This window comes from Streptomyces sp. NPDC004435, from assembly GCF_042873895.1.
In the GTDB taxonomy this organism is placed as follows: domain Bacteria; phylum Actinomycetota; class Actinomycetes; order Streptomycetales; family Streptomycetaceae; genus Streptomyces.
Genome location: NZ_JBIAMB010000006.1, coordinates 337,245 through 355,574, shown reverse-complemented (window position 1 = coordinate 355,574; position 18,330 = coordinate 337,245). Strand labels below are relative to the sequence as shown.

The window sequence follows — 18,330 nt, the reverse complement described above, 5'->3', positions numbered from 1 at the left end:
GCATCCCGACATCCGGACCTCGCGCTGCCCGGTTCCGTCACGCCTGGTGTGCCAGCATCCGGCGCATGCTCATGAACCGCTCAGTTCTGCTGTTGGTCAGTGCTGCCCTCGCCGCGGTACCCGCCGCCGGGGCCGTGGAGCCGGACGCCGCTCCTCCTGCCGGCACAGCGCGGCAGGACGGCACGGTCCGGAGCGGCGCCTCGGCCGTGCCCCGGGCCGAGGTCGTCCTCTACCAGGCAGGGCGGGAGCGGGGAGCGCCCGCCACCGTCCTCGGCCGGGCCAGGAGTGACGCCGAGGGGCGGTTCACGATCTCGTACCGGAAGCCGCGGGAACGCAAGGCGGTGCTGTACCTGCTGGCCGATGCGGGCGGCCGCCACCAGCCGGTCCGGCTGGCCGCCGTCCTCGACGGGGCGCACCGGAAACCGCCGCGGGTCGTGGTCAACGAGCGGACCACCGTGGCGGCCGCCTACGCCATGGCCCGGTTCTCCGACGGTCGCGACATCGCCGGTACCTACCCCGGCCTCCAGAACGCCGCCGCCACCGCGCAGAATCTGGCCGACGTCACGACCGGCAAGGTCTCCGCCGTGCTCGCCTCGCCGCCCAACGGCGGCGAGACCTCGACGCTGCGCGCCTTCGACTCGCTGGCCAACACCCTCGCCGGATGCGTGGCCGGCAAGACGTGCGAGGAACTGTTCCGGCTGGCCCGCCCGGCCGGCGGGGACCGGCCGGACAACACCTTCCGGGCCGCGCTCGACATCGCGCACAACCCCGGCCGCCATGTGGCCGGGCTGTACCGGCTGTCGCTCCGGGAACGGCCGTACACGCCCGCCCTGAGCTCCGCGCCCGACGCCTGGACGCTCGCCCTGCGGTACGACGCCGACGGCCGGACCCTCGACGGCCCCGGCAACATCGCCTTCGACGCCCACGGCAACGCCTGGGTCGCCAACAACTACCTCTACGACCCCGACCCCACACAACCCACCTGCGGCGGCGACTACGTCGTCAAGCTGACCCCGACCGGGGAGAACGCGCCCGGCTCCCCGTACCGCGGAGGAGGCCTCTACGGGGCGGGGTACGGAGTCACCCTCGACCCCCGGGGGAACGTCTGGGTGGGCAACTTCGGTTTCCAGGGCACCGGCTGTCCGCTCGACCCCGACCCGCTGTACCGCAGCGTCTCCCAGTTCCGGCCCGACGGAACGCCGCTGTCGCCGCCGACGGGCTGGCGCTACGGGGACATCATGCAGCCGCAGGGAACGGTGTCGGACGAGCGCGGCACCATCTGGGTCGCGAACTGCGGCAACCGCAGCGTGACCCGTATCCCGCACGGACGCCCCGAGCGGGCCCGTAACATCGCCTCTCCGTCCGGCGGGCTGGTCAAGCCCTTCTCCGTCGCCGTCGACACCAGGGGCCGGGCCTCGGTGACCGGCAACGGCTCCGACAACGTGCTGCGGCTCTCGCCTCAGGGCGACCCGCTCGGCTACGTCAGCGGGGGCGGCATCTCCGCGCCCATGGGCGCGGCGTCGGACAGCGTGGGCAACGTGTGGGTGGCCAACTCGGGACTCGTGGACATCCCCTGCGGGGGCACGGGGGTCCTGCCTCCCGACGGTGGCGCCCTCGACCCGCGGGAGGGCGCCGCCGAGGCCTCCGTGACCATGATCCGCCCCGACGGAACGACGCCGCGCCGCCCGTACGAGCGCGGCGGCCTGTTCCTGCCGTGGGGCATCGCCGTCGACGGCGACGACAACGTGTGGGTCGCGAACTTCGGCGGACAGCGCGTCGCCCACCTGTGCGGCGCCCGGCCGGAGACCTGCCCGCCCGGCCACCGCACCGGAGACCCCATCTCCCCCGCCGGCACCGGCTACACCAGCGACGGACTCGTCCGTAACACCAGCGTCCAGATCGACCCCTCGGGCAACGTCTGGCTCACCAACAACTGGCAGACGGTTCCTCTCCAGACCAACCCCGGGGGCCACGAGCTCGTGGTCTTCGTCGGCATGGCCGCCCCGGTACGCACCCCGCTGCTCGGCACGCCGCGGACGTAGACGTGGTCGCTGAAACGCGCGTGCCGGCCGCGGCCGTCCTTCGACGGCCGCGACCGGCACGGTCGCCGCGTGGCTCACGCCGCGCTCAGTCCTCCTGCGGCTCCAGCCGGAGGGAGATCGAGTTGATGCAGTAGCGCTGGTCCGTGGGGGTCGGGTAGCCCTCGCCCTCGAAGACGTGGCCCAGGTGCGAGCCGCAGCGGGAGCAGAGGACCTCGGTGCGGACCATGCCGTGGGAGGTGTCCGCGACCAGCTCGACGGCCTCGCTGTCCTTCGGGTCGAAGAAGGACGGCCAGCCGCAGTGCGACTCGAACTTCTCGTTCGACGTGAAGAGCTCGGCCCCGCAGGCGCGGCAGGAGTACACGCCCTGCGTCTCGGTGTCCGTGTACTCGCCGCGGAAGGCGGGCTCCGTGCCGGCCAGCCGGAGCACCTGGTACTCCGACGGGGTCAGCTGCGCCTGCCACTCCGCGTCCGACTTCTCGACCTCGTACGCCATCGTCCGTCCACTCCCTCAGTTCGCCAGGCGGGCCAGGATCGCCGGACCGAGGTCCGTGACGTCACCCGCGCCCATGGTCAGAACGAAGTCGCCGGGGCGGGTCATTCCCGCGATCACCTCGGGGACGGTCGTCTTGTCGTGGACGGGGGTGACGTCGGCGCCGGCGGCGCGGGCCGCGTCGAGGATCAGCTCGCTGGTGATGCCGGGGATCGGGTCCTCGCGGGCCGGGTAGATGTCGAGGACGACGGAGGCGTCCGCGAGCGCGAGCGCGTCGCCCATCTCCTTGCCCAGCTCCTGGGTGCGGGAGAAGAGGTGGGGCTGGAAGACGACGAGGAGGCGGGAGCCTCCGGCGGCGCCGCGCATGGCCTCCAGGTCGGCGGTCATCTCGGTGGGGTGGTGCGCGTACGAGTCGATGACCTGGACGCCGGCGGCCTCGCCCTTGAGCTGGAGGCGGCGGCCGACGCCCGTGTAGGCGGTGAGCGCCTGGGCGAGGGCGGCCGGGTCGAGTCCCGCGCGGGCGCCGGCGGCGAGGGCCGCGGCGGCGTTGTGGGCGTAGTGGCGGCCGGGGACCGAGACGGTGAAGGTGTGCTCGGTGCCGTCGAGGGCGACGGTGACCTCGCTCTTCATCCCGTTCGGGACGATCTTGAGGATGCGGGCGTCGGAGTCCTCGCCCTCGCCGACGGTGACGACGGCGAGGTCGTCGCGGCCGGCGGCGGCGACGCGGCGGGCCAGCTCGCGGGCGCCGGAGTGCTCGCCGACGACGAGGGTGCCGCCGGGGCGGATCTTCGCGGCGAACTTCTCGAAGGACTCGTAGATCTCGTCCATGGAGGCGTAGTTCGCGTGGTGGTCGAGCTCGACGTTGAGGACGATCGCGACCTGGGGGTCGTACTTCTGGAAGCTGCGGTCGCTCTCGTCGGCCTCGGCGACGAAGACCTCGCCGGCGCCGTGCCGGGCGTTGGTGCCGGGTCCCGAGAGGTCGCCGCCGATCGCGTACGAGGGGTCGGCGCCGAGCTCGGTGAGGGCGACGGCCAGCATCGAGGTGGTGGTGGTCTTGCCGTGGGTGCCGGCGACGGCGATCGCGTTCAGCCCGTCCATGAGGGAGGCGAGGGCGTCGGAGCGGTGCACGACGGGGATGCCGAGCTCGGCGGCGCGGGCCAGCTCGGGGTTGTCGGCGCGGATGGCGCTGGAGACGACGACGGCGGAGGCGTCGTCGGCGAGGTGGTCGGCGGCGTGGCCGATGTGCACGGTGACGCCGTGGGCGCGGAGCGCCTCGGCGGTCGGGGAGTCCTTGGCGTCGCTGCCGGCGACCTTGGCGCCGCGCTGGGCGAGGATCTTCGCGATGCCCGACATTCCGGCACCGCCGATGCCGATGAAGTGCGGCCGTTCCATGGCGGCAGGGATGGCGGGTGCCATGCGGATCTCTCCCCGGGTGTGCGTGGTCGTGACCACCCCAGCGTAGTGGCTGTGGCGGAGCGGCCCGGGAACGCGGCCGGGGACACGGATCCGCCCGTGCCCCGGCCCCGGGCCGCCCGCCCGCGGTCACTCGCTGTGTGCGAAGAGCTTCAGGACGGGGACGCCGACCTTGTGGCGGGCGCGGGAGGCCCAGTCGCGGTGGAAGAACTCCTCCACGTAGTGCGGGGCGGTGAGGACGATCACCTCGTCCGCCTCCGACTCCTCGACGACCGCCTTCATCTTGTCGAGGGGGTGGTCCTCGACCACCTGTCCGACCGCTTCGCAGCCGGCTTCTCTCAGGGCCCGGAGCGAGTGCTCCAGGGCCAGCTCGGCCGGTTCGCGGGCCTCCTTGCCCTCCGGTTCCTCGCCCTCGCGGGTCGCCTCCTTGAGTTCGCCCATGGCCACGTCGTCGATGGCGCGCAGCAACAGATCGGCCTGGTCACCGCGCGGCTGCATCAGCACGATGAAGGACACGGCCTCGTCGCCGTGCAGGGTGGTGACGAATTCCACGTCCACGGACGTCAGGGGCTTCTCGATCATCAGAACGCTTGTGAACACCTCAGGAGCCCTTCTGCGGAAACCATCCTTCCCCGTGTTCACACGGGGACTGCGACTGTGATTGTGCCCAGCCGACGCTAAGCGGAACGAGAAATTCCGCCGATTGTCAGATCCGACGGTAGCGGCTGAAGAGGAACCCGTCCTGCTCCAGCAGTGAAGCCAGGCCAAAGCGTGTCGGGTCAACGAGCGAAGGGCCGTGGGCGATGCGCTGGGCGGCACCCGCCGTCATCGTCGGGGAGACCGTCAGGCACAGCTCGTCGAGCACCCCGGCGGCGGTGAACTGGCCGAGGAGCCGGGGGCCGCCCTCGGTGAGCTGGCGGCGCAGCCCGCGTCCGGCGAGGAGGGCGACCGCGCGGGCCGGGTCCACACCTGCCCCGTCCCCGGCGAGCAGCACCTCCACGCCGGCCTCCCGCGCGGCGGCGATCCGGTCGGCGGGGGCGCCCGCGCCGGTGACGATCAGCGTCGGGACCAGCGGGGAGGTGAAGAGCGGGAGGGAGAGGTCCAGGTCGAGGGAGGCGGTGACGATCGCGATCGCGGGGGCCGGACCCTGGCCGGCGGCGGCGCGGCGGGCGGCGAAGACCTCCCGGGCGCGGGCGGGCCGGTACCCCTCCAGGCGGACCGTTTCCGCACCGACCACGACGACGTCGGCGAGCCCCCGGAGGGTGCCGAAGATCCGCATGTCGGTGTCGGAGGAGAGCGGCTGGGAGCGGCCTTCGTGCTGGCCGGCGCCGTCCAGCGAGGAGACCATGTTGGCCCGCAGCCAGCGCTCCTCGCCCTCCGGGTACGCGTAGGCGTCGGCCAGCTCGTCGAGGGACCACTCCCGGTCGGCATCGCTGACCTGGGGCTTCGGGGCTGTCATGTCCGTCACAGGAAACAGGCGTCGCATTCTCGCAGTCTGACATGGCGCTTACAGTGGGGAACTGTGTCGACCCGTGCCCTGAATGAAGCCGCCTCCGCAGCGGCGACCCCGCTCTCGCTGTGCTCGCGCGAGCCCCACGTCCCCGCAGACCGGCTGGTCGCGGAGATGGTCCCGCCGCCGCGCTTCGACTCGGTGCGCTTCGACACCTACCTCCCCGACCCGAACCAGCCGAGCCAGTGCGAGGCGGTCAAGGCGCTCTCCGGCTTCGCCGAGGGCCTCGGCGGGGCGCACGCGAGCGGCGCAGGGAAGCGCCGCTGGTTCGCCCGCAAGCCGGCCGCGCCGACCGGCCCGCGCGGGGTCTACCTCGACGGCGGGTACGGCGTCGGCAAGACCCACCTGCTCGCCTCGCTCTGGCACGCCACGCCCGCCGAGCCCGCGCTGAAGGCCTTCGGCACCTTCGTCGAGCTGACGAACCTGGTCGGCGCGCTCGGCTTCCAGCAGACCGTGAAGACGCTGAGCGGGCACCGCCTCCTGTGCATCGACGAGTTCGAGCTGGACGACCCGGGCGACACCGTCCTCGTCTCCAGCCTGCTCGGCAAGCTGGTCGAGGCCGGGGTGGCGCTCGCCGCCACCTCGAACACCCTGCCGGGCAAGCTCGGCGAGGGGCGCTTCGCCGCCGCCGACTTCCTCCGCGAGATCCAGGGCCTCTCCGCGCACTTCCGGCCGCTGCGGATCGACGGCGAGGACTACCGCCACCGGGGCCTGCCCCTGGCGCCCGCCCCGTACTCCGACCAGGTCGTCACGGAGACCGCGTACCGCGTCCCGGGCTCCTCGCTGGACGACTTCCCGCACCTGCTCGCACACCTGGCCAAGGTCCACCCGAGCCGGTACGGCGCCCTCACCGACGACCTGACGGCGGTCTGCCTCACCGACGTGGGCCCGATCCCGGACCAGTCGACCGCGCTGCGGCTCGTCGTCCTCGCCGACCGCCTCTACGACCGCGAGATACCCGTGCTCGCCTCCGGACTCCCGTTCGACCGACTGTTCAGCGACGAGATGCTGAACGGCGGCTACAAGAAGAAGTACTTCCGGGCCATCTCCCGGCTCACCGCCCTGGCGCGGGACGCAAAGGGGCTCGTGGCGCAGTAGGTTGGGGGGCCATACCCGATCGAAAGGGATCCACCATGGCCACCGTCCGTCACGCCCACACCGTCTGGCAGGGCGACCTCCTCAAGGGCTCCGGCGTCGTCAGCCTCGACTCCTCCGGTCTCGGCTCCTACGACGTCTCCTGGCCGGCCCGCTCCGAGGAGCCGAACGGAAAGACCAGCCCCGAGGAGCTCATCGCCGCCGCGCACTCCTCCTGCTTCTCGATGGCGCTCTCGCACGCCCTGGCCGGCGCGGGCAACCCGCCCACCCGCCTGGAGACCAAGGCGGACGTCACCTTCCAGCCGGGCGAGGGCATCACCGGCATCCACCTCACCGTGCGCGGCGAGGTCCCCGGTCTGGACGCCGGCCAGTTCCAGGAGGCCGCCGAGGGCGCCAAGAAGAACTGCCCGGTCAGCCAGGCCCTCACCGGCACGACGATCACGCTGACGGCCGAGCTCGCCTGACGCTCGCTCAGACGGCCGCCCCGGAGGCGGAATTACGCCATCCGAGGCGTCGTGGACCCGCGTCGTGGCATCACGCACTCCGGTGCGTGGTACACACAGCGGGTCCACACCTGTCTCCGGCGGGAAGGCCGACCCCATGTCCGTGACACGACGTCAGATCCTGGCCCGCACCGGCGCGTCCGTCGCCGGGATCGCCTTCACCGGCGCGCTGGCCGACCTCTTCGCCGGCTCCCCCGCCGCCGCCGAACCGCTCGGCGGCTACGGCCCGCTCGTCCCCGACCCGGACGGCCTGCTCGACCTCCCCGCCGGCTTCTCCTACCGGGTCCTGTCCCGCGAGGGCGGCTCGCTGCGCTCCGGCGAGGGCCGGGTCCCGAGCCACTTCGACGGCATGGGCGCCTTCCCCGCCGCGTACGGCGCCCTCCATCTGGTCCGCAACCACGAGAACCGCCCCGACGCCCGCATCGGCGTCCCCACCGTCCCCGGCCTCACCTACGACCCGGGCGCCAAGGGCGGCTGCACGGTCCTCGGCCTCGGCCCCGACGGCGAGGTCCTGGAGGGCGCCGACGGCGAACGGGTCGGCGTCGCGGGCACGGCGGTCAACTGCGCGGGCGGGCCCACCCCCTGGGGCACCTGGCTGACCTGCGAGGAGACCGAGGACAAGGCCGGGACGAAGGGGTACGAGAAGGACCACGGCTTCGTCTTCGAGGTGGACCCGGCGGACCCGCACCGCACCGGCGCCATCCCGCTCACGGCCCTGGGGCGCTTCGCGCACGAGGCGGTCGCCGTGGACCCGTACACCGGGGTCGTGTACGAGACGGAGGACGCCTTCGAGCACCCCTTCGGCCTCTTCTACCGCTTCCTGCCCGTGGTGCCGCTCGGCGGGACCGGCTCCCTGCGCGCGGGCGGCACCCTCCAGGCGATGCGGGTGCCCGGCGTCCCCGACCTGTCGGTGGTGCGGGAGCCCGGGACGGTCTTCCGCCGCGTCGAATGGGTGCCGGTGCCGGACCCGCAGGCGACCGGGACGCCCATCCGCTTCCAGGACTTCGGCCCCGGCGGGATCACCCACGCGCAGAAGCTGGAGGGCTGCTACTGGGGCGGCGACTGCGTCTACTTCGTCTCCTCCTACGCCCGCACCTCCGACGGCTCGGGCGCCACCCACTTCGGGCAGGTGTGGAAGTACGAGCCGCTCACCCGCCGGCTCACCCTCGCCGTGGTCTTCGGCCCGGACACCGACGTCCGGCTGCCCGGCGAGTCCCCCGACAACATCTGCCTGGCGCCCACCGGCGGCCTGATGGTGTGCGAGGACGGAGGCGGCGCCCAGCACGTCTTCGGGGTGAACCGGTCGGGCGAGGTGTACGCGGTCGCCCGGGGCCGGCAGGACATCGGGAAGCCCGGCGCGCCCGAGTGGGGCGAGTTCGCGGGCGTCACCTTCGCCCCCGACGGCACCACCATGTTCGTGAACTGCTACACCCCCGGCACCACGTTCGCGGTCACCGGCCCCTGGCGCTGACCGCCGCCCCCGTGCGCTCGCGGGCCGCCCCGATCCGGCGCAGGATCGGGGGAGGCGAGCGGTACGACGGAAGGGACGCGGGCGGTGGCGAAGAAGGCACGGAAGACGCGCGAGGGGCGGCACGCCGGGGACGACGCGACCGGCGGGAAGCACGGGGAGCGCCACGGCGTCGGGCCGGGCTCGCCGGCCCTGGGCGAGGCGCTGCGGCTGGCGCCCGGCGAGCCCGTCGACCTCTCCGCGTACGCCCCCCGGGCGATGCCCGGCGGCGCGGACGCCCCGGACGGGAAGGCCGCCGGGCTCGCCGCCACCGCGCTCCTCGGGCCGAAGCTCGCCGCGCTCCAGGAACGCCTGTACGCGGCGAGCACGGCGGGCGACCGGCGCCGGCTGCTGCTGGTCCTCCAGGGGATGGACACCAGCGGCAAGGGCGGCACGGTCAAGCACGTCATCCGGTACTTCAACCCGTCCGGCTGCCGGGTCCGCGCCTTCAAGGCGCCCACTCCCGAGGAGAGCGCCCACCCGTTCCTGTGGCGGGTCACCCGGGCGCTGCCGGTGGCCGGCGAGATCGGCATCTTCGACCGCTCGCACTACGAGGACGTGCTCGTCGCCCGGGTCAGGGAGCTGGTCCCGCGCGAGGAGGTGACGCGGCGGTACGAGGAGATCGGCCGCTTCGAGCGCTCGCTCGCCGAGGACGGCGTGACGCTCGTGAAGGTCTTCCTGCACGTGTCGTACGAGGAGCAGCGCGCGCGGCTGCTCGCACGGCTCGACAACCCGGACAAGCACTGGAAGTTCTCCCCGGGCGACATCGAGGACCGGGCCCGCTGGCCCGCCTACCAGGAGGCGTACGAGCTGGCCCTGGAGCGCTGCTCGTCGCCCGAGGCGCCCTGGTACGTCGTCCCGGCGGACCGCAAGTGGTACCGGAACTGGGCGGTGAGCAGGCTGCTCCTGGAGCACCTGGAGGCGCTGGACCCGCGCTATCCGCCGGGCGACTTCGACGTGGAGGAGTGCCGGCGCCGGCTGCTCGCGACCTGAGCCCTGACGGGTGACGCGGCGCGCCGCACCCCGGGGTACGACCACAATGCTTCACATTCGATCGGATAATTTCCGTTCGTGACCATTTCTGTACGTAAAGTGGCGGCGCTCGGTCTGCTGGGCGCCGTTCTCGTCGGCTGCGGCGGGGGCGCCGACACCGCTTCGCCTCCTCCCGCGCCGGCGGCGAAGCCCACCGCCGCCCCGACCGCCGCCCCGGGCGCGAAGCCCGCGCCCGCCGCGCCGCCCACGATGGCGGCCGGGCCCCAGGGCCGCACACCCGTCTACGAGCGGCGGACCGGCCGGAGCACCGAGAAGGTCGTCGCGCTCACCTTCGACGCCGACATGACGGCCGACCAGGGGCCCCGCGCCGCGCGCGGCGAGCGCTTCGACAATCCCGAGCTCATCGCGACGCTGCGCCGGCTGGAGGTGGACGCGACGATCTTCATGACCGGCCGCTGGGCGGAGGAGTACCCCGACCAGGTCCGCTCGATCGGCGGCGACCCCCGCTTCGAGATCGCCAACCACTCCTACAGCCACTACGCCTTCGCCGAGCCCTGCTACGGCCTGCCGAAGGTCGCCCCGCCGGACATGGCCTCCGACGTGGGGCGCGCCTTCGACTCCTTCCGTGACGCCGGGGCGGTCAACGTCGTGCCCTACTTCCGCTTCCCCGGCGGCTGTTACGACGACACCGCGCTGCACGCCCTCGCCCCGGCGCGGGTCACCGCCGTGCAGTGGGACGTGGTCGGCGGCGACGCCTTCGCGAAGGACCCCGACGCGGTGGCGGAGCAGGTCCTCTCCGGCGTCCGTCCCGGCTCCCTCGTCGTCCTCCACTGCACCCGCAGCGCCGCCCCCGCCACGGAGCGCGCGATCCGCCGGATCGTCCCCGAACTCCGTGCCCGCGGCTACCGCTTCGTGAAGGTGTCCGAGCTGATGCGGCCGGCCTGAAGCTCCTCCAGCCGCACGAGGTCGTCCCGGACCGCCTCGCGCTCCTCGGGGTCGAGCGGGACGGCGGCGGCCTCGGCGAGGGCCGTCGTGACGGTGGCCTCGTCGCCGAGGCGTCCGGCGACGTCGGCGCGCAGGACCAGGAGGCGCAGGCGCTCGACCGGGGCGGGGCGCTCCTCCCGCGGCGCGAGGGCGTGGTCGATCACCTTGGCGGCGGCGGCCGGGTCCTCGCGCGAGTCGGCGAGGAGAGCGGCGTGATGGAGGGCTCGGGCGAAGGTGCCGGCGGGGGCGGGGTCGTGGCGCAGGTCCTCGCGGATCCGCTGCCCGACGCGGACGCAGTTGCCGCCGGGGTCGGTCAGGAGGAACTGCCGCATCCCGTAGGTGGTGTCCCGGAGCGCCCCGAGGCGCGGCAGCCCCCGGGTCGGGATCCGGCCGTACGCCTCCTTGAGGCCCGCGCGGAAGGCCGCGTACAGCCCGTCGACGTCGTCGGTGACGACGTAGCAGGTGCTCATCGAGGCGGCGGGATCATGGTGCTTCACACCGAAGAACTGGAGCTCCAGGGAGCCGCGTTCGACGGAGGCGTACGGGTTGGGGCTCTTCTGCTGGAAGGTGACCTCGAAGCCGAGGGCGGTGTAGAAGTCCAGGACGGGCTGGAGGGTCCGGCAGGGCAGGATCGGGATCGTTCGTTCGGCCATACCGTCAGGGTAATCAAATTTGACTACCGGGGGGAGGCTTTCCGGCGTCCGCCGTTCCTGCCTCGCCGCCCTCAGCCGGAGCAGGAGTTGCGCTGGGCCTCCTGCCACTCGCAGACCGGGCAGAGCACGACGCCCTTGGCCGACTCCGCGTACTCGGTCGGCTCCAGGCACAGGACGCAGCGCGCGTACGGACCCTCGGCCGCCTTGGGCGGCCGGGGCGCGGGGTCGGGGGCGCAGAGAGCCCCGGATTCCGTGGTCATGACACCGAGGCTACTCCGGTACGGGCGCGCCCCCGGGGCCACTCCGGTACGGGGGTCGCCCCCGGGGCTGCTCCCGTACGAGGTCACCCCTCAGGGCCACTCCCGTACGGGGTCGCCCCCCCCGGGGCCTCATTCCAGGCGGGCGGCGGCCCGGCAGGACGCGGCGGCCGTCGCGGCGGCGAGGGCGACGGCGGCGGCGCAGGCGGCCCAGGGCGGGCGGGCCGCGCCCTCGGCGGCGACCAGGGCGGTGACCGCGTGCTTCGCGGGCGAGCCGGTGGTCACCAGGGCGAGCAGCGAGCCCAGCAGCAGCGCGGCCACCGACCAGCCCGGCGCCCTCACGAACGGCCGGGAGACGAGCGCGCCCACCGCCGCGCCGGTGAGCGCGCAGGCGGTGCCGGCCAGGACTCCGGCGAGCAGGGCGGCCGGGCCGCTCGTGCCCGCGAGGTCGCCGGTGGCCGTCACCGCGCCGGTCGCCACCGCGCCCGCGAGCACGGGCCAGCCGGCGCCGGTGAGGAGGGCGGCCAGGTGCGCGCGGGCTCGGCCGCCGGCGGCGGCGGTCACGGCCCGGGCGGCGGCCGGCTCCTGCGTCAGGCAGATCCGCGCCGCCCAGGCGGAGACCGGAAGCAGCCCGGCCGCCGCGATGCCGAGCGAGCCGAGCACCGGATCGCCCGGGCGGACGCCGACGGCGACGACGGCCGCGTACAGGAGCAGCGGGGCGAGCCACCGCTGGGACCGGAGGAAGAGCGCGGAGTGGTACCGCAGGAGCGCCGTCACACCCGCTCCCCTTCGCTCTCGACCCGGTGGACGTGCCAGCCGGCACCGAGCAGCACCCGCAGGAGGTCGTCGGAGTCCGCGTCCCCGACCCGGAACACCTCACCGCCACCGCCCGCGAGCGGCACCCCGGCCGCCCCACCGGGCAGACCGCCCGGCAACGGCCGGTCCCCCGAGGCGACGATCCGCACGGTGACGGTCCCGGGCGAGGCGGCGCCGGGGGCCGGGACAGCACCGTGGGCCTGGGCGGCACTGAGCGTCGAGGCGCCGCCATGGGCCGAGACGGAGACGTGAGCCGAGGCGGAGACCTGAGCCGAAGAGGCACCCGGCGCCGCCGCTCGCGGTTCCGTTCGGAGTCGGCCGTTGTCCACCGACACGGTCGTGACCGGTTCGCCCGCGAGGCGGTGCGGGTCGTGGTCGACGAAGAGGACCGTGGCGCCGGCGGCGACCTGCTCCCCCACCGCCCGGTCGAGCTCGGCGCGGGCCCCGGCGTCGAGGCCCGTCCACGCCTCGTCGAGGACCAGCAGCTCCGGCTCGGCGAGGAGGGCCTGGGCGACGGCCACCTTCTGGGCGCTGCCCTTGGAGAGGCCCGCGAGGGCCGCCCCGGCGTACCCGGCCGCCCCGAACCGCTCCAGCCACTCCCCCGCCCTCGCCCGCGCCGCGCCGGTGCCGAGGCCCTGGAGGCGGCCGAGGTGGACGAGGTAGTCGAGGGCCGTGAACGGCAGGGCGGGCGGGAAGCGCTCGGGGACGTACGCGGTCCGGGCCGGGCGGCCGGTGATCCGGCCCTCGGCGGGGGCGTCGACCCCGGCGACCAGCCGCAGCAGCGTCGACTTGCCGGTGCCGTTGGCGCCGGTGGCCCGCACCAGCCGCCCGGCGGGCAGGTCCAGGTCGACACCGCGCAGCACCCACGGGCCGCGCGGCCCGTACCGGCGTCCGACCCCCGCGAGCCGCACCGGCCCGCGCTCCCGCGCCCCCACCGTCGTCGTCATGACGCCGATCCTCGCCCGGCCGCCGACCCGGCCACAAGATCCGGCCCGCCGGAGGCGGTGGCAGACTTGCCGGGTGAGCAGCAACGACACCGATCCCCGCGACGAGAAGCCGCAGTACGTCCTGCCCCTGGTGGTGCGCATCGAGCGCGACGCGCCCCCGGCCCGTACCGACGCCCTGGAGACCGCGGCCCGGGCCGTGCTCCGGCTCCTGACCGACGAGCGCGCGCTCGGCGAGGGGGAATGGGCGCGGGCCGTCGCCGACTGGGAGGACGCCCGCATCCGCAAGGTGGTCCGGCGGGCCCGCGGCGCGGAGTGGCGGCGCGCCGGGGCGCTGCCCGGCCTCACCGTGACCGGCGCGGAGGCGGAGGTGCGAGTCTTCCCGCCCGTGCCGCTCGACGGCTGGCCCAAGGAGCTGGCCAAGCTCCAGGTCTCGGGCACCGACCTCGACGATCCGGCGGCGCCCGGGCCGATTCCCGACGGGGCCGCCGTGCTCTGGTTCAACCCGGGCCTGGAGATGTCGGCCGGGAAGGCGATGGCGCAGGCCGGGCACGGCGCCCAGCTGCTGTGGTGGGCGCTCGACGGGGCCGCCCGCGCGGCCTGGCGGGAGGCGGGCTTCCCGCTCGCGGTCCGCACGGCGGCCGAGGCCGAGTGGCCGGCGCTGGCCGCGAGCGGCCTCCCGGTCGTCCGGGACGCGGGCTTCACGGAGATCGCGCCGGGCAGCGCGACGGTGGTGTCGGCGTTCCCCGGGGTCCTGGGGGTGCCGGGGGCGCCTGTGGCCGGGAACCTCAAATGAAGCTCTGAACCTCCCCCTTCAGGGGTTCGACCGGTATCGCCGGGGTCATCACGTGGATGACTGAGGACCGAAGGAGGGGGACATGACGGAACTCGGCATCGGCATCGGCTGGCGTCCCGAGATCGCGGACGCGGTCGAGGAACTGCCCGTCGACTGGGTGGAGGTCGTCGCGGAGAACGTGTGCGTCGGCCATCTGCCCGAATCGCTGACCCGGCTGCGGGCGCGGGGCGTCACGGTGGTGCCGCACGGGGTGTCGCTGGGGCTCGGCGGGGCGGACCGGCCGGACCCGGAGCGGCTGGCGTCGCTCGCGGCCAAGGCGGAGGCGCTCGGCGCGCCGCTCGTCACCGAGCACATCGCGTTCGTCCGGGCCGGCGGGCCGCTGACGGCGACCCCGCGCCTGGAGGCCGCGCACCTGCTGCCCGTCCCGCGCACCCGGGACGCCCTCGACGTGCTCTGCGAGAACGTGCGCATCGCGCAGGAGGCGCTGCCGGTGCCGCTGGCGCTGGAGAACATCGCCGCGCTGTTCTCCTGGCCGGACGAGGAGCTGTCCGAGGGGCGGTTCCTGGCGGAGCTGGTGGAGCGTACGGGGGTACGGCTCCTGATCGACGTCGCCAACCTGCACACCAACCACCGCAACCGGGGCGAGGACCCGGCGAAGGCCCTGGCCGAGCTGCCGGTGGAGGCCATCGCGTACGTGCACGTGGCGGGCGGCGTCGAGCGCGACGGCGTCTGGCACGACACCCACGCCCACCCGGTCCCGGAGCCCGTCCTCGACATCCTGGCCGACCTCGCCGGCCGGGTCGCCCCACCGGGCGTCCTCCTGGAGCGCGACGACCGCTTCCCCGCGGCGACCGAGCTCGCCGCCGAACTCGCCACGATCCGCGCCACCCTGACGACGGCCCGCAGGGCCCCGCGCCCGGCCCCGACGGCCGCCGGCGCGGACCCCGCCGGCCCGCTCGCCGCGCGCCACGGCGTCGGTGCCGCCACGCTGCGGGCGGGCCGCGCCCTCACGGGCGGCGACCCGCTGCACATCGGCGCCGGAGCCCGCGTCTCGGGCGGCCCGATGCCGGCCGCCCGGCCGGCGCCCCCGGCGCCCCCGGCGTCCTCGGCGCCGGAGCCCGGGCAGGCGCCCGCGACGGCCGCTCACGGCGCACCCGCGCCCGCCGGCCAGGTGGCGGTCCTGGCCCGGCCGGAGACCGCCACCGAGGCACCCGCGGCACCCGCGGCCGCGGAGCCCGCCGTCTCGGCCTCCGTGCGGCAGCGCGTCGGGGTGGGACAGGCGGCGCTGCTGTCGGCACTGGTGGCGGGGACTCCGGTGCCGGAGGGGTTCGACGTGCGGCGGATCGGGGTGCAGAGCCGTGCCCTGGCCGCCAAGCGGGCCTCCGTGGTGGCGCGGATCGCGCCCGAGCTGCCGAAGATCCTCGGCGCGGAGTTCCGGCCCGCGTTCCTGGCGTACGCGCGCCGGCGGCCGATGCCGGGCAGCTACCGGCGGGACGCGCTCGACTTCGTCGAGGGCCTGCTGCTGGACGGGCGGCCCGAGCAGCGGGAGCTGACCCGCTGGTGGCGGGAACGGTCCGACAGCCGTCCGACGACCCTCGCGGGCCGCGTGGTGCGGGCCGCACGAGACCTCTTCCAAGGGCGGTGACCCGCATGAACCTCCTGCTCGTCCTCTTCTACGCCGCCGGCGCCGCCGCGATCGCGCGGACCGTCATGCTCGGCCGCCGGGGTCGCGTCGGCCGGACCGGTCCCCTCCAGGACGTCTACGAGGCCGCGTTCCTGAGCGGCGGGCCCGGCAGGGTCGCCGACACGGCGCTCGCCACCATGCACGTCGACGGGCGGCTCGCGATCGGCGGGCCCGGTGTGGTCGCCGTCGTCCGCGCGGTCGCCCACGACCCGGTGGAGCGGGCGGTGCTCGACGTCCACGCCGCCGCCCCCAGCGGGGCCCTGCACCACCTGCGCCTCGGGGTGATGACCCACCCGGCGGTGCAGGAGATCGGCGACGGGCTCGCCGCGCGCGGTCTGCTGGTCCTGCCGGAGCGGCGCAGAGCGGTGCGGCGCTGGTGCGTCGGGACGGCCCTGGCCGCCGTCCTGATGGTGCCGGTCGCCGTGGTGGTCACCGTCGTGCAGTTCACCGACCCGGAAGGCGCGATGATCCCGTTCGTCGTGCTGGTCCTGCCGCTCTTCTTCGCCTGCCTCCTGACGGCGATCATCTGCGGCAGCGCCTACGGGCGGCAGCTGGGCTCCGCGGGGCAGACGGCGCTGGCCGCGTTCCGCCGCTCGTACGGGCTCGGCAGCAGCGGCACGGCGCACGCCGTGGCACTCGGCGGGATCCGCGCGCTCCCCGACCCCGAGCTGCGCGAGCGGCTGCGGAACGCGTCCCGGCTCCAGGGCTCGTCCCCGTCGGGCGGCGGCCGGCGCGCCTCCTCCTCGCACCACTCCTCCGACCCGAGCCACACGACGGCGTTCGCGGCCGTGGTGGTGTGGTGCGCGGGAGCGGCGCCCGGCGGCGGCGACGGCTGGGTCCCGGACTCCGGGTCGGGGTCGGGGTCGAGCTGTGGATCGGGCGGCTCGTCCTGCTCGTCCTCGTCCTCGTGCGGCTCGTCCTCGTGCGGCTCGTCGTCGTCCTCGTCGTGCGGCGGCGGCGGTGGCGGTGGCTGCGGTGGGGGCGGCGGCTGAGCCGTTCGGGTGGCGGGACCGCCGGTCCTGTCGTACAACTCGATCATGGTCTGGTTCCCGCTCCTGCTCGTCGCGTGCGTCGTGACCGCCGTCGCCTGCGCCCGGCTCTGCCGGGCCGCGATCGCCGCCGGCGGGCACGGCGGCGCGGCGTCCGGGGAGGGCGAACTCACCCTGGGCGAGGCCGCGTTCCTCGCGGGCGGGCCGGGGCGGGTGACCGATCTGACGCTGGTCTCGATGCACCGGGCGCGGCGGCTTCTGCTCGCGCACACGGGCTGGGCGACGGTCGTCGACGCCTCCGGCGCCGGGGACGAGCTGGAGCGGGCGGTGCTGGGCGCGATCGGTCCGGGCGGGCAGGCGCCGGTGCCGCTGCTGCGTCCGGTGGTCGCCGCCGCCGCGTGCGTACGCCGGATCGAGGAGGGTCTGGTGGCGCGGGGGCTCGCGGTGCCGGGGGCGGGGCGGCGGGAGGTCGCGGCCGGGGTGCGGGCGGTGCGGGGCGCGTTCCTGCTGACGCTGGCGCTGGGGGCGGTCGCGGTGCCGCTGGTGCCGGAAGCCGAGTGGACGCGGACGGTCGCCGGGTTCGCGCTGCCGCTGACGGCCTCGGGGCTCTGTCTGGCGATGGGGCTGTTCCCGCGCGGCCGGTGGGCCTCGCACGCCGGTCAGCGGCTGCTCGCGGGGCTTTCCGCGGAGGATCCGCTCACCGCGCTCGCCACCCGGGGGACCGCGGTCCTGGAACCGGAGCTGCGGGCGGCGCTGGGAAGGCCGCGGGGGTGAGGGGAGGGACGCCGGTGCGGCGCGCTCGCGCGCGCCGCACCCGGTGCCGGACCCGGTGTCGCTGGAGCGGCGGGCCATGGCGTGGCCGCCGTCTGATCTTCCGGGTCGAGGGGGCGGACGCCCCGGCGGGGAGCCGGGGAGCCGCCGGGCAAGGGGGCGGCCGTCAGGCCAGGCCCGCCACCAGCTCCGCGACGCTCTTGCGGCGGCCGGTGTAGAAGGGGACCTCTTCGCGGACGTGCATCCGCGCCTCGGAGGCGCGCAGGTGGCGCATGAGGTCCACGATGCGGTGCAGCTCGTCGGCCTCGAAGGCGAGCAGCCACTCGTAGTCGCCGAGCGAGAAGGAGGCCACGGTGTTGGCGCGGACGTCGGGGTAGCCGCGGGCCATCTTGCCGTGGTCGGCGAGCATCCGGCGGCGGTCCTCGTCCGGCAGCAGGTACCAGTCGTAGGAGCGGACGAAGGGGTAGACCGAGACGTAGTCGCGGGGGTTCTCGTCGGCGAGGAAGGCCGGGATGTGCGACTTGTTGAACTCGGCGGGGCGGTGCAGCGCCATGTTCGACCAGACCGGCTCCAGGGCGCGGCCCAGCTTCGTACGGCGGAAGAGGTTGTACGCCGTCTGGAGCTCGTCGCTCGTCTCGGCGTGCCACCAGATCATGACGTCGGCGTCGGCGCGCAGACCGGACAGGTCGTACGTGCCGCGGACGGTGACGTCCTCCGCCGCCAGCTTGTCGAACAGCTCCTGGACCTCTTCGGCGTAGCCGGCTCGGTCGGCGGGCAGGACGTCGCGCAGCTTGAAGACGGACCACAGGGTGTAGCGGATGACCTCGTTGAGGTCCTTCGCCTTCTTACCGGCGTTCGGGATCTTTTCGGGCGCACTCATACG

At 74.9% G+C, this 18,330-nt stretch carries 19 protein-coding genes; 10 read left to right on the top strand and 9 right to left on the bottom strand.

What is annotated here, in order from left to right:
* The first annotated feature begins 71 nt into the window (after positions 1–71).
* Positions 72–2,042 carry a hypothetical protein gene (locus tag ACFYT9_RS13615; RefSeq protein WP_389163209.1) on the top strand — a complete coding sequence of 657 codons (1,971 nt, stop codon included), beginning with the start codon at positions 72–74 and terminating at the stop codon, positions 2,040–2,042.
* An 85-nt stretch (positions 2,043–2,127) separates the two neighbouring features.
* Here ACFYT9_RS13615 and msrB read toward each other — a convergent pair whose 3' ends face one another.
* From msrB to ACFYT9_RS13595, 4 genes are all read right to left on the bottom strand, one after another.
* Positions 2,128–2,535, bottom strand: a complete 408-nt coding sequence (msrB, locus tag ACFYT9_RS13610) for a peptide-methionine (R)-S-oxide reductase MsrB (protein WP_389163206.1) — start codon at positions 2,533–2,535, stop codon at positions 2,128–2,130.
* A gap of 15 nt (positions 2,536–2,550) precedes the next feature.
* A complete protein-coding gene (murC, locus tag ACFYT9_RS13605) occupies positions 2,551–3,948 on the bottom strand; it encodes a UDP-N-acetylmuramate--L-alanine ligase (RefSeq protein WP_387280021.1) in 1,398 nt (465 codons plus the stop codon).
* A gap of 126 nt (positions 3,949–4,074) precedes the next feature.
* Positions 4,075–4,545: an indole-3-glycerol phosphate synthase gene (locus tag ACFYT9_RS13600; protein WP_376600624.1), complete on the bottom strand. Its 471-nt coding sequence runs from the start codon at positions 4,543–4,545 to the stop codon at positions 4,075–4,077.
* 106 nt (positions 4,546–4,651) lie between these two features.
* Entirely contained in the window at positions 4,652–5,431 is a 780-nt protein-coding gene (locus ACFYT9_RS13595) for a pyrimidine reductase family protein (protein WP_389163202.1), read from the bottom strand.
* 36 nt (positions 5,432–5,467) lie between these two features.
* Here ACFYT9_RS13595 and zapE point away from each other — a divergent pair, with 36 nt between their 5' ends.
* The 5 genes from zapE (at position 5,468) to ACFYT9_RS13570 (ending at position 10,498) form a co-directional block, all read left to right on the top strand.
* On the top strand, positions 5,468–6,553 hold the full coding sequence (gene zapE, locus ACFYT9_RS13590; protein WP_389163199.1) for a cell division protein ZapE: 1,086 nt from the start codon (positions 5,468–5,470) through the stop codon (positions 6,551–6,553).
* Positions 6,554–6,588: 35 nt separating this feature from the next.
* Entirely contained in the window at positions 6,589–7,014 is a 426-nt protein-coding gene (locus ACFYT9_RS13585; protein WP_376600629.1) for an OsmC family protein, read from the top strand.
* Positions 7,015–7,150: 136 nt separating this feature from the next.
* Positions 7,151–8,524: an alkaline phosphatase PhoX gene (locus ACFYT9_RS13580; RefSeq protein WP_389163196.1), complete on the top strand. Its 1,374-nt coding sequence runs from the start codon at positions 7,151–7,153 to the stop codon at positions 8,522–8,524.
* 84 nt (positions 8,525–8,608) lie between these two features.
* On the top strand, positions 8,609–9,553 hold the full coding sequence (locus ACFYT9_RS13575; RefSeq protein WP_389163194.1) for a PPK2 family polyphosphate kinase: 945 nt from the start codon (positions 8,609–8,611) through the stop codon (positions 9,551–9,553).
* Between the two features lie 99 nt (positions 9,554–9,652).
* Positions 9,653–10,498, top strand: coding sequence for a polysaccharide deacetylase family protein (locus ACFYT9_RS13570; protein WP_376600647.1), 846 nt, complete (start codon positions 9,653–9,655; stop codon positions 10,496–10,498).
* Here ACFYT9_RS13570 and ACFYT9_RS13565 read toward each other — a convergent pair.
* The 4 genes from ACFYT9_RS13565 to ACFYT9_RS13550 all read right to left on the bottom strand — a co-directional run bounded on the left by ACFYT9_RS13565 (position 10,456) and on the right by ACFYT9_RS13550 (position 13,210).
* Entirely contained in the window at positions 10,456–11,190 is a 735-nt protein-coding gene (locus ACFYT9_RS13565) for a bleomycin resistance protein (protein WP_389163191.1), read from the bottom strand. The two genes, ACFYT9_RS13570 and ACFYT9_RS13565, sit on opposite strands and share 43 nt — an antisense overlap.
* Before the next feature lie 71 nt (positions 11,191–11,261).
* On the bottom strand, positions 11,262–11,450 hold the full coding sequence (locus ACFYT9_RS13560) for a hypothetical protein (RefSeq protein WP_389163188.1): 189 nt from the start codon (positions 11,448–11,450) through the stop codon (positions 11,262–11,264).
* A gap of 129 nt (positions 11,451–11,579) precedes the next feature.
* Positions 11,580–12,224, bottom strand: coding sequence for an ABC transporter (locus ACFYT9_RS13555; RefSeq protein WP_389163185.1), 645 nt, complete (start codon positions 12,222–12,224; stop codon positions 11,580–11,582).
* Positions 12,221–13,210, bottom strand: coding sequence for an ATP-binding cassette domain-containing protein (locus ACFYT9_RS13550; RefSeq protein WP_389163183.1), 990 nt, complete (start codon positions 13,208–13,210; stop codon positions 12,221–12,223). Before ACFYT9_RS13550 ends, ACFYT9_RS13555 begins: the two co-directional genes overlap by 4 nt.
* 73 nt (positions 13,211–13,283) lie before the next feature.
* On the opposite strand from ACFYT9_RS13550, the gene ACFYT9_RS13545 reads away from it, so the two are divergent.
* The 4 genes from ACFYT9_RS13545 (at position 13,284) to ACFYT9_RS13530 (ending at position 17,450) form a co-directional block, all read left to right on the top strand.
* Positions 13,284–14,003 (top strand): peptidyl-tRNA hydrolase, encoded by a 720-nt coding sequence (locus ACFYT9_RS13545; protein ID WP_389163180.1) that lies wholly within the window; start codon positions 13,284–13,286, stop codon positions 14,001–14,003.
* 82 nt (positions 14,004–14,085) lie between these two features.
* Complete coding sequence (locus tag ACFYT9_RS13540; RefSeq protein WP_389163178.1) at positions 14,086–15,648, top strand: DUF692 domain-containing protein; 1,563 nt, start codon at positions 14,086–14,088, stop codon at positions 15,646–15,648.
* Between the two features lie 5 nt (positions 15,649–15,653).
* Positions 15,654–16,679, top strand: coding sequence for a TIGR04222 domain-containing membrane protein (locus tag ACFYT9_RS13535; protein ID WP_389163175.1), 1,026 nt, complete (start codon positions 15,654–15,656; stop codon positions 16,677–16,679).
* A gap of 9 nt (positions 16,680–16,688) precedes the next feature.
* Entirely contained in the window at positions 16,689–17,450 is a 762-nt protein-coding gene (locus ACFYT9_RS13530) for a TIGR04222 domain-containing membrane protein (protein ID WP_389163172.1), read from the top strand.
* 163 nt (positions 17,451–17,613) lie between these two features.
* Here ACFYT9_RS13530 and hemQ read toward each other — a convergent pair whose 3' ends face one another.
* Positions 17,614–18,327, bottom strand: a complete 714-nt coding sequence (gene hemQ / locus ACFYT9_RS13525; protein ID WP_387280172.1) for a hydrogen peroxide-dependent heme synthase — start codon at positions 18,325–18,327, stop codon at positions 17,614–17,616.
* Positions 18,328–18,330 lie beyond the last annotated feature (3 nt).